Origin of the sequence: Mesorhizobium sp. M1A.F.Ca.IN.022.06.1.1 (assembly GCF_003952605.1) — a bacterium.
Taxonomy (GTDB): Bacteria; Pseudomonadota; Alphaproteobacteria; order Rhizobiales; family Rhizobiaceae; genus Mesorhizobium.
Genome location: NZ_CP034455.1, coordinates 2,686,761 through 2,704,477, shown reverse-complemented (window position 1 = coordinate 2,704,477; position 17,717 = coordinate 2,686,761). Strand labels below are relative to the sequence as shown.

The 17,717-nt window shown below is 64.2% G+C and carries 14 protein-coding genes; 9 read left to right on the top strand and 5 right to left on the bottom strand.

Translation table 11 applies throughout. From position 1 onward, the window contains the following. Positions 1–7 precede the first annotated feature (7 nt). The 3 genes from EJ078_RS12790 to EJ078_RS12780 all read left to right on the top strand — a co-directional run bounded on the left by EJ078_RS12790 (position 8) and on the right by EJ078_RS12780 (position 3,059). The gene (locus tag EJ078_RS12790) at positions 8–1,453 is read left to right on the top strand and encodes a GMC family oxidoreductase (protein ID WP_095799211.1); all 1,446 of its coding nucleotides are present in this window, start codon (positions 8–10) and stop codon (positions 1,451–1,453) included. 11 nt (positions 1,454–1,464) lie between these two features. Further along, the gene (locus EJ078_RS12785; protein WP_095824415.1) at positions 1,465–1,908 is read left to right on the top strand and encodes a hypothetical protein; all 444 of its coding nucleotides are present in this window, start codon (positions 1,465–1,467) and stop codon (positions 1,906–1,908) included. A 71-nt stretch (positions 1,909–1,979) separates the two neighbouring features. Next, positions 1,980–3,059 (top strand): glycosyltransferase, encoded by a 1,080-nt coding sequence (locus EJ078_RS12780; protein ID WP_127216692.1) that lies wholly within the window; start codon positions 1,980–1,982, stop codon positions 3,057–3,059. Between the two features lie 121 nt (positions 3,060–3,180). Here the strand turns inward: EJ078_RS12780 and EJ078_RS12775 are convergent, their stop codons facing one another. Next, positions 3,181–4,203 (bottom strand): phosphoribosyltransferase, encoded by a 1,023-nt coding sequence (locus tag EJ078_RS12775; protein ID WP_127216693.1) that lies wholly within the window; start codon positions 4,201–4,203, stop codon positions 3,181–3,183. Between the two features lie 81 nt (positions 4,204–4,284). Then, positions 4,285–5,781: a lipopolysaccharide biosynthesis protein gene (locus tag EJ078_RS12770; RefSeq protein WP_127403640.1), complete on the bottom strand. Its 1,497-nt coding sequence runs from the start codon at positions 5,779–5,781 to the stop codon at positions 4,285–4,287. Between the two features lie 195 nt (positions 5,782–5,976). Here EJ078_RS12770 and EJ078_RS12765 point away from each other — a divergent pair, with 195 nt between their 5' ends. The 6 genes from EJ078_RS12765 to EJ078_RS12740 all read left to right on the top strand — a co-directional run bounded on the left by EJ078_RS12765 (position 5,977) and on the right by EJ078_RS12740 (position 13,569). Further along, a complete protein-coding gene (locus EJ078_RS12765; RefSeq protein ID WP_127216695.1) occupies positions 5,977–7,149 on the top strand; it encodes a glycosyl transferase family 1 in 1,173 nt (390 codons plus the stop codon). A gap of 25 nt (positions 7,150–7,174) precedes the next feature. Next, entirely contained in the window at positions 7,175–8,164 is a 990-nt protein-coding gene (locus EJ078_RS12760) for a glycosyltransferase family 2 protein (RefSeq protein WP_095824413.1), read from the top strand. Next, on the top strand, positions 8,164–9,108 hold the full coding sequence (locus tag EJ078_RS12755; protein ID WP_127403641.1) for a glycosyltransferase: 945 nt from the start codon (positions 8,164–8,166) through the stop codon (positions 9,106–9,108). The genes EJ078_RS12760 and EJ078_RS12755 overlap by 1 nt, the downstream gene beginning before the upstream one ends. After that, positions 9,098–10,048: a glycosyltransferase family 2 protein gene (locus tag EJ078_RS12750; protein ID WP_127216404.1), complete on the top strand. Its 951-nt coding sequence runs from the start codon at positions 9,098–9,100 to the stop codon at positions 10,046–10,048. Before EJ078_RS12755 ends, EJ078_RS12750 begins: the two co-directional genes overlap by 11 nt. A 75-nt stretch (positions 10,049–10,123) precedes the next feature. Further along, a complete protein-coding gene (gene galU / locus EJ078_RS12745) occupies positions 10,124–11,020 on the top strand; it encodes a UTP--glucose-1-phosphate uridylyltransferase GalU (protein WP_095799217.1) in 897 nt (298 codons plus the stop codon). 167 nt (positions 11,021–11,187) lie between these two features. After that, the gene (locus EJ078_RS12740; protein WP_127216403.1) at positions 11,188–13,569 is read left to right on the top strand and encodes a polysaccharide biosynthesis tyrosine autokinase; all 2,382 of its coding nucleotides are present in this window, start codon (positions 11,188–11,190) and stop codon (positions 13,567–13,569) included. A gap of 30 nt (positions 13,570–13,599) precedes the next feature. On the opposite strand, the gene EJ078_RS12735 is transcribed toward EJ078_RS12740, so the two are convergent. From EJ078_RS12735 to EJ078_RS12725, 3 genes are all read right to left on the bottom strand, one after another. Next, positions 13,600–14,316 (bottom strand): metallophosphoesterase family protein, encoded by a 717-nt coding sequence (locus tag EJ078_RS12735; RefSeq protein WP_164749204.1) that lies wholly within the window; start codon positions 14,314–14,316, stop codon positions 13,600–13,602. Positions 14,317–14,562: 246 nt separating this feature from the next. Then, entirely contained in the window at positions 14,563–15,642 is a 1,080-nt protein-coding gene (locus EJ078_RS12730) for an acyltransferase (protein WP_127216402.1), read from the bottom strand. 121 nt (positions 15,643–15,763) lie between these two features. Next, positions 15,764–17,671, bottom strand: coding sequence for a propionyl-CoA synthetase (locus tag EJ078_RS12725; RefSeq protein WP_208721546.1), 1,908 nt, complete (start codon positions 17,669–17,671; stop codon positions 15,764–15,766). Positions 17,672–17,717 lie beyond the last annotated feature (46 nt).

Sequence of the window (17,717 nt, the reverse complement as noted above, 5' to 3'; positions counted from 1 at the left end):
CGATCTGATGGTGATGGACGTTCAGCCCGAACAGATCGCCAACGAGCATTTCGACCTCGTCGTCATCGGTTCCGGGTTTGGTTCAGCCTTTTTCCTGCATGAGTTCCTGAAGCGGCGCAAAGCCCGGGTCCTGGTGCTGGAATGGGGCCGCCACAACACGCATGAATGGCAGCTTGACCAGAACGCCAACACCGACATAGACGACGAGAGCACTTATAAGACCGACAATGCCGACAAGCCGTGGAACTACACGATCGGCCTCGGCGGTGGCACCAACTGCTGGTTCGCGCAGACGCCGCGTTTCCATCCCAACGACTTCAGGCTGAAGAGCACATACGGCGTCGGCAACGACTGGCCGATCAGCTATGACGAGCTGGAGCCGTTCTACTGCGACGCCGAGGAGGTCATGTCGATCTCCGGCGACCCCGACATGGCCCGGATGCTGCCGCGTTCGCGGCCGTTTCCGCAGCCGCCGCACCGCATGTCGACGCCGGACCGGATGATGAAGGCGGCGCAGCCGGAGCAGCATTTCGTCATGCCGACCGCCCGCGCCCGCGTCGCGACGGCGCAGCGCAACTCATGCTGCGCCAACCTCAGATGCTGGCTGTGCCCGGCCGACGCCAAGTTCACCGCCAACAATGGTTTGATGCACGTCTTCCAGCACGCGGACGTGTCGGTTTGCTTGGGCGCCGAAGTGCGGCGGCTCGACCATTCAGCCGGCTCGGTGCGTTCGGTTGCCTTCCTGCGCGACGGCAAGGAATATTCGGTCAGCGGCGAACTCGTCATCCTTGGCGCCAACGCCATCCAGAGCCCTGCAATCATGTTGCGCTCGGGGCTCGGCGGCGAATTCGTCGGGCTCGGCCTGCACGAATCCTATGGCTGGAACTACGAGGTCTATCTCGACGGCGTCGACAATTTCGACGGCAGCACCATCACCACCGGCTTGAATTTCGGCCTCTATGACGGCCCGCATCGCGCCGAGCACGCGGCGGCGCTGGTCTATTTCGAGAACCGCTGGCAGCACGGCATGCGAGCCGAGAAGGGGCGGCTGCGGCAGGCGCTGCCGCTGGTCATTGTCACCGAAAACCTGCTCGACCCGGAAAACCGGGTGATCCTCGACAAGAACGAGAACGCTTTCGTCAGCTTCAAGGGAGCCTCCGACTATGCAACCAAGGGCATGGCCAAGGCGCTCGAGAGGCTGCCGGCGCTGCTCAACCCTCTTCCGGTCGAGCAGATATTCGATCGCGGCATAAGGCCGACCGAATCGCATGTGCAGGGCACCTTGCGGATGGGCACCGGCCCCGCCGACTCGGTGGTCGACCGCGACATGATCCACCACCAGCTCCGGAACCTCGTCGTCGTCGGTACCAGCACCTATCCGAGCTGTTCCTGCGCCAACCCAAGCCTGACCGCCGCGGCGCTTTCGCTGCGGGCGGCGAGCCGGCTGGCATGAAGGAGGGGTCGATGAAGATCACGCGACGCACCGCATTGGCCGTTGTTGCCGGCGGCATTGCTTCGACCGGCATCGCCGCTGCGGCCGTATCGTCCTTCTCGGATGAGGATCTGGTCCGCCTCACGCTCGAGAAATACTTCGGCCCGCTCAACATGCGCATCGAGCACCTGCAGCAATTCGTGCTCGAATTCCGCAACCGCAACCCGTGGATATTCCCGAGCGAAAAGCTGGCGGACGCGGTGACGCTTTTGGAGACCGTGAGGCTCGACAGGGCGCGCGAATTGCTGCCCAGGCGCAAGCAGCAGGATGTCGGCAATTTCGAGCGCTGGGTCATCGCCGAGTTCCACATGCTGACCGATTATGCCTGGCGCAGCTCGCCCAATGATCCGATCCGCTTCACCGGCTGGCATCCATGCACCAATCCGTTCGCCAATCTCGAGCAGCAGACTGCCTGACACTGCCCGCCGGCATGTTTGCCGGCAAGCCAGGAAAACTGGCCAAGAAAAATATGACAAGGAGCCGAACCATGAAAGTTCTCTTCGCAGGCGGAAACGGCTATCCGCCGCAATTCAGCGGCGGCGTCCAGTCGAGCACCCATCATCTGGCGGAACAATTGATCGAACACGGTCATGAGGCATCGGTGCTTGCGGCCTTGTTCGGGCAGGGCATGTTCGGATACAAGGCGCGCGCCAAGATGAAGCTCCTCGGTCAGCGCGCCGTCATCGACAATTTCCCCGGCTATCCGGTGGTGCGCGCCTGGTTCCCCTGGGAAGCGGCCGCCTTTGCCGTCAAGAAGCTGCAGCCGGACGTAGCGGTGGTGCAGTGTCACAAATCGGTTCCGCTCGGCAAGGCGCTGGAGGCCGAGGGCGTCCCGCTGGTGGTCTATCTCAGGAATGTTGAATTCCATGAACTCGGGGGCGATCTGCGCGAGCTGAACTCGGCATCTTACATCGCCAATTCCGATTTCACGGCGCGCACTTACAAGCGCGAGTTTGGCATCGATTCCACGGTGATCCCGCCGACGATCAATCCGGCCTCTTACAGCACGCCGACGACGGGCGCGTACGTCACCTTTATCAATCCCTACGAGGAAAAGGGTTTCGAGCTGGCGGTGCGGATTGCGGCCGCCTGCAGGGAGATCCCTTTCCTGTTCGTCGAGAGCTGGAAGCTGGATGACGATCACCGCGCCCGCATCGCGGAAACGATCGCGCCGTTCTCCAATATCAAGCTCGAAAACCGCACCGACGACATGAAGACTCTCTACGGCCGCACCAGGATCCTGCTGGCGCCGAGCAAATGGGAAGAGGCGTGGGGTCGCGTTGCCTCGGAGGCCCATTGCAGCGGTATTCCCGTCGTCGGCTCGCGGCGCGGCGGCCTGCCCGAAGCGATCGGCTCCGGCGGCGTCGTGTTGGACTATGACGCGCCGCTTGAGGACTGGGTCGCGGCGCTCAGGCGGCTGTGGAACGATCGCGAGGAGTATCAGCGGGTCTCGGAAGCCGCGCTCACGTTCTCGCAGCGCCCGGAACTCGATCCCGAGCGCCAATTCGCCACCTTCTTCGCCTTGCTGGACAGGGCTGCCCGGCAGCGCGCCCGGCGCGCTGCTTAATGCATTTCGCCCAGAAGTATGCAGCGGTTCTGGGCGCGACAGGCATCGAAACAGCGACTGAAAAGGGCGTCGACTGAATTCGATTCGGCGCGAGGCACCTTAGTTCCGCGTAAGGCTTTGCTTACGCTGGCCTTTTGACCCGGCTCTTCAGCATTTCATAGGCGCGTTCGCCGAGCAGGGCGCGCGCGGCGGTCTTGATGACCTTCTTGCGCCCTTCGGGCGAATTGATCTGCCTGAGCCGTGCCGGCAGGTTGCGGGCCGCCTGCTCCAGCGCCGGCAGGGAAAACGCGTCGGGAAAGCTCACGATGTTGGTTTCGACGCACAGCACGGGCTTGCCCGATAGCTTGGCGATCTTGAGCGCCTGCTCGTGCTCGCTCTCGATGAACAGGATGGCGTCCGACTTGCGATAGAACTCGGCCTTGAAGCTGCCATGCGCGCCAAGCCGCTGCCGCTCGGCCTTGCTCGGCAGGTCGAGCATGACGAGATGGTCATATTTGATCTCGTGCTTGGCCAGCCAGGCTTCAGTCAGCTTGCGGTACTTTTCCAGCCGGCTGGTCACCAGCCAGCCGATCTTGCGCGTCGGCCCGAGAAGCGGCCGCGCCTCGGTGAGAAATTTCTCGTAGGCTGGGCCGTCGTCATTCTCGTCCGCCGTCGGATCGAGGCAAAGCACGCCGTCTATGTCGACGCAGCATTGCTCGAGGAAGACGTGGTGCATGAAGTTCCACTGGAACATCCTGGGATGCGGCACGACCTCGAAGACGATGTCGGTTTCGTTGTGCTGCGAAAGCAGGCCGAACACGGCCGCGTAGACGAAATCGCCCGGGATGCCGGCAGCCGCGATTTTGCTGCGCGCGTCGCGCATGGCGTTGCCGCCGCTAACGCTGTCGTCGATCACCAGGATCTTGCGCATTTCGGAATGCTGCCGATCGAGCGCCGCGCGCCGCTTGGTGATCCCCGAGGTGTAGATCTTGCCGGCGAGAAAGCTGTCGAGATCGGTCATCGGGATATTCGCCGTCAGGCTGACCAGCGTCGCGGCGAGGATGCCGCTTCGCGGCACGCCGACCACCAGGTCGATGTCGCGCGGCAGCCGGTGCAGGTTCCGCGCGATCGCGTCGTTCATGTCTGAGATCGATCGGTAATTCATGCTGTTGCCTAACCCTCAAAAGTCAGCAGTTTTGGGCTGTCCGGCCGCGGCCGGAATGCCTGGCGGTTTGCGCCGGCAAGGTCATTTCGCCTCGCTGGGCGCGGGCGAAAACCCGCGCGCCGGGATCAGCCGCAGGGCCTCCCGAAGCGCCTCGCGGCCGGCGCCGAAGGCGAGCGCGACGATGATGGTGACGACATAGGACAGCACCGCGCCGCCTACGAGAGCGATGATGGGCTGCGCCGGCAGCATCGGCTTGGCGACCCAGACCAGGGCCAGCGCCAGATGCGCGCCGAGCACGAAGGGGGCGGCTGCGTGCAGCACATGGCTCGCCCGCAGCGGCCCAGCCTTGCCGACATAGAGCCAGAGGAAAGGCGTCCGCAAATATTCGCTGACCGCATAGGCGACCGCGACGCCGAGCGCGCCATAAGGAAGGCCGATGGCGAAGGCCAGCACCGAGGTGACGGCGGTGATGATGCCCCAGCGCATGAAATCGCCCGAACGGCCCTGGCTGACGAACAGCCATCCGGCCGGATTGTTGAGCGGCTGCAGCAGGCCGGCGAAGCCCAGCGCGAGGAAAATGTTGGCGCTCTCCCGCCATTGCGGGCCGAGCACGAAAGGAATGAGCGTATCCGACATGGCGGTGGCAAAGGCCACGCCCGGCAACGCCACCAGGAGGATCAGCGGCATGACGCGCAGATAGGCGCTGCGATAACGGTCCGGCTCGTCCTTCAGCCGCGAAAGTGCCGGCACCATCACCTTCGACAGCGGGTTGGTGATCTGGCTGAGCGGGAAAAGCAGCAGCTTGTAGGCGCGGTCGTAGAGGCCGAGCTGCGCCTCGCCCCAATATTTGCCGATCAGCACATTGTCGAGATTGCGGGCGAAGAAATTGGCGAAGTTGAAGCCGGTGATGCCGGCGCCGAAATTGATCAGCTGGCTGATGCCTTCGACCTTGCGCGGCAGCCCCGGACGCCAGCGCGATGACACGCAGTAGCAAAGCGTCGGCAACACGGCGCCGGTCAGCGTGCCGGCAAAAAGCGCCCAATAGGAGCGGTCGATGAAGGTCCAGGCGATCGAGACCACAAGGCCCGTAACGGCGCTGGCGACGTCGATGACGGCGAGCCGGCTGAATTCCATGCGGCGCGTCAGCAACGCCAGATGCTGGGCGCCGAGACCATAGGCCATGATCTGCAGGCCGAAGGCGGCAACCAGCCCGGTGACGCGCGGCTCGCCGTAGAAGGCGGCCACCAGGGGAGCCGCCGCAGCAAGCACGCAGGCCAGGATCGCGCTCACCGCCGTGTTGATCCAGAAGAGGTAGTTGACCTCCTCGTGCCGGATGCCGGTTTTCTGGATCGTCGCCTGGGTCAGGCCGAAATCCTGGAACAGCGCGATGAAGGCGAGCACCGGCGCGCACATCGCCACGACGCCGAAATCCTGCGGCGACAAAAGCCGCGACAGCACGATGACCGACACGATTTGGGTGGCGACCCGCACGCCCTGCGCCATCGCGGTGACGACGGCGCCGCGCCCGACCGATCTGCGCAGGGAGCCCTCGGGCGGATCGAATGCACTGGTTTCCAAATTCTGGATTCCTGATTTTGCGCCAGTCATCATCGCGACCGGCGCCCGCCGCCATGCACAAACTACCGCAAGAGGTTTTTGCAGCGCAACAAAAAATGTGCGCCGATTGCTACGCTGCACCAAAAATGTTGCGATGCAGCAAAAGCTGTACTAGCATCCCCTCTTGGGTGGCGGGCCCAAAAGCGGTCGAGTTTCATGCTGCATGTCTTGTACCTTGTGCATGACATATCCGACCCGGCGGTGCGCCGGAGGATAAAAATGCTCAGGGCAGGCGGCGCCAGGATAACCCTGGCGGGCTTCCGTCGCACCTCCAATCCGATCGCCGAGATCGAAGGCATCAAGCCCGTCGACCTCGGACCGACGCGCGATGGCCGATTCGCCCAGCGCATCGGTGCAGTTGCCAAGGCCGCCATGTCGATCGGAGCCAAATTCGCGGGCCTGGCGCGACCCGATCTGATCCTCGCGCGCAATCTCGAGATGCTGGCGCTTGCCAGCCGCGCCAGGCGCGCTTTCGGCGCCGGCGTGCCGATCGTCTACGAGTGCCTCGACATCCATCGACTTGTGTTGCGCAACGACCTGATCGGCAAGACGCTGCGCGGCGCCGAGCGTCATCTGGCCCGCGACGTCAAGCTTCTGGTGACCAGCTCTCCCGCCTTCGTCGCCAATTATTTCAAGCCGTTCGGGCAAATCGCGGCGCCGGTCGAGCTGATCGAGAACAAATATTTCGACACCATGCCCGTGCCGGCGGATCATCGCCGCGAGGACGACAGTCCGGCGGCGCCGCCTTGGCGCATCGGCTGGTTCGGCGCGCTGCGCTGCCGGCGCTCGCTGGAACTCCTGGCCGAGTTCACCCGCCGGCAAGACGGACGCTTTGAAGTGGTGCTCAGGGGGCGTCCCGCGCTCTCCGAATTTCCGGATTTTCATGCCTTTGTCGAAGCCGAGCCCTGGCTTTCCTTCCGCGGTCCCTATCGCAATCCGGAGGACATGGCGGCGATCTACCGCGAGGTGCATTTCTCCTGGGCGATCGATTTCTTCGAGCAGGGCCAGAATTCCGAATGGCTGCTTCCCAACCGGCTCTACGAAGGCTGCCGCTTCGGCGCCGTGCCGATCTCGATGGCGAGCACCGAAACCGGCCGGTTCCTGAAGCAGCAGGACATCGGTGTGCTTCTGTCCGAGGCGACGTCCGAAGGACTCGACACCGCGCTCGGCCGAATGGGTCAGGAACACTACGGCAAGCTGAAGTCGCGGGTGCTGGCACGCAATCCGCGGACTTGGAGCTACGACCGCAGCGATTGCCTGGCTTTTGTCGACAAGCTGCGCGGCCTGACCGCCGGTCGCGGGAGCTTTGCGACCGAGGCGCTGGCATAGGATGGCTAAGAATGGACAAAACCCGATGACGCGCACGACGGCATCGAGCCTGATCGTCATCCCGTGCCTCAACGAGGCCGCTCATATCGGCGGGCTGCTCCAGCGGCTGCGGCCGGCCGCGGCGCGGCTCGGCGCGCGCATCGTCGTGGCCGACGGCGGCAGCACCGATGGCACACAAGGCATCGTCGAAGAACTCGCTGCGGAGGATCCACGCGTCATCCTGATCGCCAATCCGAAGCGCATCCAGAGCGCGGCGATCAACCTTGCGGTGGCGACCTTCGGCGACGACGCCGACTATCTCATCCGCATCGATGCGCATGGCGGATATCCCGCCGATTATTGCGACAGGCTGGTCGAGGAAGCGCAAGCTACGGGTGCCGATTCGGTCGTCGTTTCGATGCTGACCAGCGGCACGGGCGCGGTACAGAAGGCCGTGGCGGCGGCGCAGAATTCCAGGCTCGGCACCGGCGGCTCCAAGCACCGCCACATGTCGGCCGGCGAGTGGGTCGACCACGGCCACCATGCGCTGATGCGCATTGCCGCGTTCCGCGCGGTCGGCGGCTATGACGAGAGCTTCAGCCATAACGAGGACGCCGAGCTCGATCACCGCCTCCGTCTGGCCGGCTACCGCATCTGGATGAGCGGCAAGACGCAGATGGTTTATTATCCGCGCTCCACCTTGAAGAGCCTGTTTTTCCAATATCTCGGCTATGGCCGCGGCCGCGCCAGGAACGTGCTCAAGCATCGCATGATGCCGAAGCTGCGGCAGATGATCCCGCTGCTGGTGTTTCCGGTGGTCCTGATGGCGCTCTTGTCTCCGATCTTTGTTCTGGCGGCCGTGCCGTTTCTGGTGTGGGCGGGTGTCTGCCTCGGTTACGGCGTCCGGACCGCGATCAGCCAGCGGAATCCCGCCATAGCGCTGGCCGGCGTGTCGGTGATGGTCATGCATCTGGGCTGGTCCATGGGCTTCTGGCTGCAACTCTTCGGCCCGCAGCCGTCGCGCGAGGCGGCGTGATGGCTGCGAAGAGGAGCGGCAGCATCGACATCTGCATCTGCACTTTCCGCAGGCCGGAGCTTGCTGACACGCTGCGCTCCATCGCCGCGCTGGAGAACCCCGCCGGTTTCGAGATCGGCATCGTCGTCGCCGACAATGACGACGAGCCGAGTGCGCAGCCGCTGGTGAAGGCGCTGGCGCAGGAACTGAAGCTGCCGATCCGCTATCGCCACGCGCCGGCGCGCAACATCTCGATCGCTCGCAACGCCTGCCTCGATGCCAGCGTCTCGGACCTCGTCGCCTTCATCGACGACGACGAGACGGCTTCGCCGGGCTGGCTCGTCGAACTCGTGGCGACCGCGGAGGCGACGGGCGCGACGGCCGTGCTCGGGCCGGTCCGCGCGACATATCGCCAGGACGCGCCGGACTGGATGCGCAAGGGCGATTTCCACTCGACCTTGCCCGTCTGGGTGCGCGGCGAGATCCGCACCGGCTACACCTGCAATGTCCTGCTCAGGATGACCGAGGAAAGCCTGCGCAACCGGCGCTTCAGCCTGGCGCGTGGCCAGACCGGCGGCGAGGACACCGAATTCTTCGATTCGGTGGTCAAGTCCGGCGGGCGCATCGCCTTTGCCTCGCACGCCTTTGTCGACGAGGTGGTGCCGAGTTCGAGGGCCGCCTTCGACTGGCTGCGCCGCCGCCGCTTCCGCTTCGGGCAGACGCATGGTCATCTCATCGGGCGCAACACCGGCGGCCTGCGTCGCGTCTGCCAGGTCGGTCTCGCCTCGGCGAAGGCGGGCTACTGCTTCGGTATGGCGCTTTTGGCCGCAGTCAGCCCGGTGCGACGGAACCGCAGCATGCTGCGCGGCATTATGCATCTCGGCGTCGTCAGCGGTTTGGTCGGAGTCCGCGAAATCCGCCAGTACGGCATCACTCCGCAGGAAGGGGAAAAGCGTGCAGCCTGACGTCAGCTTCGTCATCGCCGCTTACAACGCCGAGGCAACTCTCGACCGGGCGATCGCCAGCGCGATGGCGCAGCGCGATGTCGCGATCGAAGTCATCGTCGTCGACGACCGGTCGAGCGACCGCACGCTCGATGTCGCGCGCGCTTATCCTCAGGACATCGTCAAGGTAGTCGCGCTTCCTGCCAACCGCGGCCCCGGCGGCGCCAGGAATGCCGGGCTCGATCTGGCCCGCGGCCGCTGGGTCGCCGTGCTCGATTCCGACGATGCCGTCCTGCCCGGCAGACTGGCGGCCATGATCGCGCGGGCGGAGAAGGCGGGTGCCGAGATCGCGGTCGACAATGTCCAGGTCGTGCGCGAAGACGGCACGCCCGAAGACATCATGTTCCCGACCAGGTACCTCGAAGGGCTCGGCGAAATCTCGCTGACCGACTATATCGCCGGCAACATCGTTTTCGAGTCGCGCTTCAACCTCGGCTATCTGAAGCCGATCTTCCAGCGCCGTTTCCTGGACGATAATCACCTCCGCTACGACGAGAAGCTGCGCATCGGCGAAGACTACATTCTTCTGGCGAGCGCGCTGGCCAAAGGCGGCCGCTGCGTGGTCGAGCCGACCGTCGGCTATGTCTACCATATCCGCACCGGCTCGATCTCGCGCGTGCTCGAGTTGCATCATGTCGAGGCGATGGCCGAGGCCGATGCCGCCTTCGCGGCCGAGCATTTCATGGACGACGGCGCCAAGGCGGCTTTCGCCAGACGCGGCCGCAGCCTGCGCAAGGCGGCCTCGTTCCTGTCATTGGTGCAGCACATCAAGGCGCGTGCGCCGCTGAAGGCGATACGCACGGCGCTCAGCGATCCGGCCGCGGTCCGGCATATGTCGATGCCGATCGCGGTTCGGCTGAGAAGGGTTGCGGCACAGTTTGCCGTGGGCACGGGGAGGTGAAGTATGCAGGCGCATGGAATGCGGTTTCATAGCCAGCGATAGGTAAAAAAGCGATATCCTCAGAAGGAATAAGCGATGCAGAAAGTCAGGAAGGCAGTCATACCGGTGGCGGGGCTCGGAACGCGGTTCCTGCCGGCGACCAAGTCGATGCCGAAGGAAATGCTGCCCGTCGTCGACAAGCCTGTCGTGCAATATGCCGTGGACGAGGCCTTCGAGGCCGGCATCGAGCACATCGTCTTCGTCACCGGGCGCAACAAGGCGGTCATCGAAGACTATTTCGACCTGCACCCTGAACTGATCGGGACGCTCGAGCAGACTGGCAAGAAGGCGCAGCTCCAATCGCTGGAAAGCTTGCTGCCGGTGGCCGGCGCCACCTCCTTCATCCGCCAGCAGTCGCCGCACGGTCTCGGCCATGCCGTATGGTGCGCACGCGACGTGATCGGCAACGAGCCCTTCGCGCTGCTGCTCCCCGACATGGTGTCCTTCGGCGCGCCGGGCTGCCTGGCGGAAACCGTCGACCTCTATCAGCGGACCGGCGGCAACGTCATCGCCGTCGAGCGCTGCGATCCTTCGGAAACCAGCAAATACGGCATCGTCGGCCGCGGCGCCGAGGTGGCCTCGGGCTTCGAAGTAACCGCCATGGTCGAGAAGCCGGCCCCCGCCAACGCGCCGTCGAACTTCTACATCAATGGCCGCTATATCCTGCAGCCGGAGATCTTCGCCCTGCTCGGCACCCAGCAACGCGGCGCCGGCAACGAGATCCAACTCACCGACGCCATGGTTCGACTGGCTGAAAGCCAGCCTTTCTATGCCCAGCCCTTCAACGGCCGCATGTTCGACTGCGGCTCCAAGGAGGGCTTCATCGAGGCCACCATCGCCTTTGCTCTGGCGCGCGACGACATGAAAGGACCTGTCTTCGAAATGCTGCAGCAATTCGTCCGGTCGCACGAGCGCCGGGAAGTAGCCGCATAATGCCCAAATTTTGGGTGCATATGCGAAATCGCGATGGCGCGACAGCCACGCAAGCGCTTGGCCTTCTTGGCCGGGCGCTCCGTGGCACGAATGTTGCGTGGCCTTTTCTGGTAACGACGACACTCTTCGAAGGCCGGTAGCGCCTGCAACCTGGAATTGGACCGACGATGAATTATGCCAACTTTCCTCTCGACAAGAGGATGCCATTGCCCACCACCGAACCGGAAAAGGGTGAAGACTTCATCGATATCGAGCGTCTGCTTGGCATGGCCGCCCGGCAGGCCAAGGTGGTGGCGGTCTGCGCCGTCATCGGTCTATTCCTGGGTGTGATTTATCTCCAGACGACGCCCAAGCAATACACCTCCCTTGCGAGCGTGCTGATCGACGACGGCCTGAACAAGGTCGTGGACGACATTTCGGCTGTCAGTGCCACGCAGCAGACGGACGCGACGATCCTCAGCCAGATCGAGATACTCAACTCGGCGCGGCTGGCATCGGAGGTGGTCGACAAGCTGAAGCTGGACCAGAACCAGGAATTCATGAACCCGCCGCAATCGGCTTTGGCCCAGGGAATCGGATTCTTGCGCGGCATCGTCGGCTATTTCCGCAGCGGCGGCGGCAACCAAATCCCCGGGATCGAGAATGTCGATGCCGCAACGCGCGAAGCCATGATGAAGGCGGCGACCCATGACTACGCGGTTCTCGTGCTGCAAACCGGATTGATGGCGGATCGCAACGGCCGCAGCAATGTCATCAGCATCGGCTATCAGTCGACCAATCCGGCTTTGGCCACGGCCATCACCAAGGCCTATGCGGACGCCTACCTTGCCGACCAGCTCAACGCCAGCTTCGACGCCACCGAGCGCGCGGCCGTTTGGCTGCAGGGCAGGTTGACCGAACTGCGCGAAAGCTCGCAGGCAGCTGCGCTGGCGGTCGAGAAGTTCAGGGCCGAGCACGGGCTTTCCGCAAACAGCGACGGCCAGTTGCTCAGCGACAAGCAACTCGCCGACCTGAACGCCCAGCTCATCGTCGCGCAGGCCGATACAGCCCGCGCCAGCGCCCGCTACCAGCAGTACAAGGCGATCGTCGACAGCGGCTCCGAAAGCGCCTTCAACGATTCCGCGATAGCGGCCGATCAGCCGAGCAGCTCGGTCATCATCGCGCTGAAAACCCGCTATCTCGCGATCGCGAAACGGTTGCAGGACGTCGAGAACAACTTCGGCAAGGATCACCCGCAGGCGGTTGCGCTGGCCAAGGAGAAGGCCGACGTCTCGGCGCAGATCTTCGGACAGCTGAAACAGATCACCGAGAGCTACCGAAACGACTATCAGGTGGCGCAGGCGCGCGAGACCGCGCTTAGGGAGAAGATCGCCACCCAGGCAGGCAAGAGCTCGATCGACAACCAGTCGCAGGTCAGGCTGAAGGAACTTGATCAGCAGGCGCAGGCGCTGACCACGCTCTATCAGACTTTCCTTAGCCGTTACGAGGAAGCGTCGCAGCAGCAGTCATTCCCGGTCGGCAAGGTCCGCATCATCTCTGACGCGTCGATGCCTCTCACCGCCTCGGCTCCGCGCACCTTGCGCGTGCTGGCGCTCTCGCTGGTGCTTGGCCTCATGCTCGGCGCCGGCTGCGGAGGCCTGAACGAATTCAACGAGCGCTTCTTCCGGACAGGCGAGGACATTCGCGACCGTGTCGGCCTGAAGTTCCTCGGCTATCTGCCGACGATCGGTGGCGGCAAGGCCAAGGAGTCGAAGCCGGACGACTTGCCGGCCGACGGCAAGGTCACCAGCCTGTCGGCCGCCGAGAAACGGGCGCGCATGCGGGTGAGCCTCGATGCGCCGGCCTCGATGTTCGCCGAGACGCTCCGCAACGCCAAGATCGCTTTCGACGTGGTGATGGAAGACAAGGGCAGCCGGGTGATCGGCGTCATCTCCGTCCTGCCCGGCGAAGGCAAGTCGACGGTTGCGGCGAACCTCGCCGGTCTGCTCGCCGCCAACGGCGCCAAGACTTTGCTGATCGATGGCGACCTGCGCAATCCGGGCCTCAGCCGCAGCCTCGGCATGGAGTCGGAGCACGGGCTGATGGAGGCGGTGGTCAATGGACAGACCTGGCAGTCGGTCGGCAAGGTCGACCGCCAGACCAAGCTGGCGATCATCCCGGCCGTGGTGCGCGGCCAGTTCTCGCACACCAGCGAGCTTCTCGGCTCCGCCGGCATGCGGCGTTTCATCGAGAACGCCAAGGAGACGTTCGAATACATCATCGTCGACCTACCGCCGCTCGGCCCGGTGGTCGACGCCAAGGCCTTCGCGCCGTTGGTCGACGGCTTCGTGCTCGTCACCGAGTGGGGCCGCACGCCACGCGCCATGGTGCGCTCGATGCTGGAGTCGGAACCCTACATCGCCGAAAAGATCACCGGCGCGGTGCTCAACAAGGTCGAGCTGAAGAAGCTGGCGAAATACGGCTCTCTCGGCGGTTCGGAAAAGTTCTTCGACCGCTATTCGAGTTACTACCTCGAGAAGTCGGAATCGCGCGCCAAGCAGGCCGCCTAAAGCAGTTCATCCGACGAAAAGCCGCGGCGGTTATTCTCCGGTCGACAGCAGCCGCCCATATTTGCCGACGATCCTGAGGGCGGTCAGCCGGCCGCTCTGGAAGGCGCCGGTGTCGATGCCGAGCCGGCGCCCGTCGAGCGTCGGAACGTCCACGATCGTATGTCCGTGCACGACCCAGCGATCGAGGCGGTGAGCCGCCGCCAGGAACTCGGATCGTATGTTGAGCAGGTCGGCCTCGTCCTGCGCTTCGAGCGCGATGCCGGGCCGGATGCCGGCATGGACGAAAAGGAACCGCTCCGAACAGATCATCACCGGCAGCGTGCGCATGAAGGCGACGTGGGTGGCCGGAATGGCCTCCCGGATACGCTCGACTACCTCTTCGCTCGATCCGTACAAATCGGCCAGGCGGTCGGGATCGATACCGTAGGAGAACAGCGTTTCCCGTCCGCCGACGCGGAGCCACGGCTCCAGTGACAGATGGCCGTCGAGATAGGCGAGCATCGCCACTTCGTGGTTCCCGGCAAGGCACACGCGCATGAAACCTTCTGGCGGCGGTGCCATCAAATGCTCGACCACGCGCCGCGAATTGGGCCCGCGGTCGACATAGTCGCCCAGCATGATGATGATCTTGCGGCCGCGGAACTGCAGCGCGTCGGCCTCGATCTTCTGCTCCAGCGTGCGCAGCTCGTCGTAGCAGCCATGCACGTCGCCGATCGCGTAGACCACCGTGTCGCGCATATCCATCATCAGCCGTTCGCGCGGCAAGGGCCGGGGTCGTCTCGATCGTTGGAACAGGCTCACGGATTGAGGCTCGGTACTCAAACTAGGGTCATGCCACGGAGCGTGGACCAAGCCTCGATATCATGTCGAATGCAAACATTTCCACACCGGGCTGCTCGATGCACATCGCCAAAAAGGCGCAGCGGTCTTGGCAAAACGACGTGCATCAATACCCCGAAAAGCGTCGCCTGAACCGTTTCGGCGCGATGCGCTTTAGGCCGCTTTGAGCCGATAGCGGAAAAGCGTGCGGTCGAGCAGCATGCGGACGCGCGGCTCGGCCTCGGCCGCCACCAGCCAGCTTGCCGCGATCATGGCCATGCCGACGATCGGGATCGAAACCAGATATGGCACGCCGGCGCGGATCAGGACGCCGAGCAGCGCCGCGCCGACGACATCGTGGATGAGGTAGAGCGGATAGGTCATCAGCCCGATCCGGCGCCAGCCGCCCCAGGAAAGGTTGAGGCGCAGCGACCAAGCCATCAGCGCTACCGCGGCCAGGAAGATGATGATCGGCGGCGCATAGGGCATCGCCGCTTCCACCTTGATGCTGTGCACGTCGACCGAGCTTACGATCTGCAGCGCCCCGCCGGCGAGAAACAGCGCCGAGAAGCAGAGCCGTGCCGCTGTCACCGCCTTGAAGCGCATCAGCCAGATGAGCACGCCGACCGCGAAGAACGCGCCGTGATGCACCAGGGTGAGCTGCAGCCAGCGCGCCTCCGCGAGATCGGTCCAGCCGAAGGCGAAATAGAGACACCAGAACAGCGTGCTGAGCAGGCCGATGATGACGGCGACAGCTTCCATCAGGTCGAATCGGCCGAACCGCAGCAGGGTCCAGACGATGGCGTAGAAGGCGATCTCGATGCCGAGCGTCCAGTAGATGCTGTCGACCCATGGCTCGAACGGCACGAACAGCGCCGTGCGGGCAAGTCGCACCACGGCATCGGTCGGCCAGGAAAGACCGACCATCAGCAGCACGATCGCGGAGATGGGCGCGCAGACCCAGACCGCCGGCGCCAGCCGTCTGACACGGGCTTCGAAGAACTTCAGCGGCGTCGAATTCTCGGCGCTGAATGCGATGACGAAGCCGCTGATGACGAAGAACACCTGAACGCCGACCCAGCCGGAGCCGACAAACGCCATTTCGGGATGGGCAGGGATGCCGCCGGTCGAGCGCGCCGACACGCCGTCGGGAAACGCCCATACCCAGAAGCCGTAGTGATAGAACATCACCATGACGGCGGCGAAGAAACGCAAAATGTCGACGCCGCCGAATGTGGTCTTGTGCTGAGCCATGCCGTGCCTTCGGAACGGCCCCCGGGCAGACTTCTAGGGGGTGCTGCTGCATTGCACAACAGTCGATTGCAGCGCAGGATGCATTCGTGAGGCTGCCCTCGCGTTGCGATCCCGCGAGCGGCTAGATCCCGATGCCGCGCCCCTTGAGCGCCGCCGTGATCTCGTCGAGGATCGCGGGATCGTCGATGGTCGCCGGCATCGTCCATTCCTCCTTGTCGGCGATCTTCTGCATCGTGCCGCGCAGGATCTTGCCGGAGCGCGTCTTCGGCAGCCGCTTGATCGTCACCACCGTCTTGAAGGCTGTGACCGGTCCGATCCGCTCGCGCACCAGGCCCACCACCTCGCTTTCGATGGCGCCGGTGTCGCGCGCCACACCGGCGTTGAGCACGACGAAGCCGAGCGGCACCTGGCCTTTCATCGCGTCGGCGATGCCGATCACGGCGCATTCGGCGACGTCCGGATGCGCGGCCAGCACCTCCTCCATCGCGCCCGTCGAGAGGCGGTGCCCGGCGACGTTGATGATGTCGTCGGTGCGGGCCATGACGTAGAGATAGCCGTCCTCGTCCATCATGCCGGCGTCGGCCGTCTTGTAGAAACCGGGGAACTCCTCGAGATAGGCTTGGCGGAAGCGGGCGTCGGCGTTCCAGAGCGTCGGCAGGCAGCCTGCCGGCAGCGGCAGCTTGACCACGACATTGCCGAGCGTGCCGCGCGGCACCTCGTGGCCGGCATCGTCGAGAATACGAATATCGTAGCCCGGCATCGGCACGCCCGGCGAGCCGTATTTCACCGGCAAAAGCCCGAGCCCGGCCGGGTTGATGGTCATTGGCGAGCCGGTCTCGGTCTGCCACCAATGGTCGATCACCGGACGGTTGAGCTTCTGCTCTGCCCATTTGATGGTCTCGGGGTCGGCGCGCTCGCCGGCGAGGAACAGCGTGCGGAATTTCGACAGATCGTATTTCGGCACGAACTCGCCGCGCGGATCCTGCCCCTTGATGGCGCGAAAGGCGGTCGGCGCCGTGAACAGCGCCACCACACCGTGTTCCGAGATCACCCGCCAGTAGGTGCCGGCGTCCGGCGTGCCGATCGGCTTGCCTTCGAAGAGCACGCTGGTGCAGCCATGCAGAAGCGGCCCATAGACGATGTAGGAATGGCCGACCACCCAGCCGACGTCGGAGGCCGCCCAGAACACCTCGCCGGGGTTGACGCCGAACTCGTTGTCCATCGTCCATTTCAGCGCGACCATGTGACCGCCATTGTCGCGCACGATGCCCTTCGGCTGCCCGGTCGTGCCGGAGGTGTAGATGATGTAGAGCGGGTCGGTGGCCAAGACCGGCACGCAGTCGACATTGGCGCCGGCGGCGCGCTCGCGGGCGACCGCATCGGCATAGTCGATGTCGCAATTGTCCTTCATCTCGCAGCGCAATTGCTCGCGCTGAAGGATCAGGCAGGCATCGGGCTTGTGCTTCGACATCTCGATCGCCTTGTCGAGCAGCGGCTTGTAGGCGACGACGCGTCCCGGCTCCAGGCCGCAGGAGGCGGTGATGATCAGCTTCGGCCTGGCGTCGTCGATGCGGGTCGCGAGCTCATGCGAGGCGAAGCCGCCGAACACCACTGAATGCACGGCGCCGATGCGGGCCGAGGCGAGCATGGCGATCGCCGCTTCCGCCACCATCGGCATGTAGATAATCACCCGATCGCCCTTGCCGATGCCACGGTTCTTGAGGACAGAGGCGAGCGCGACCACCTCGAGCTTCAGTTCGGCATAGGTGAATTTCCGGATCGTGCCGGTGATCGCGCTGTCATGGATCAGCGCCAGCTGGTCGGCGCGCCCCCCCGCCACGTGGCGGTCGATGGCATTGAAGCAGGTGTTGCAGGTGGCGCCTGTGAACCAGCGGCCATAGACGCCCGCCGCCGGATCGAAGACCTTTTCGGCTGGCGAATACCAGTCGATCGCTTTGGCCGCTTCGGCCCAGAACGCTATGGGGTCGCGTTTCCAGCCCTCATAGACTTCGTGGTAGCGTGAGGCCATCGACTTTTCCTCCCCAGGAACATTCCGTCGTATGGCAATAGCCTAA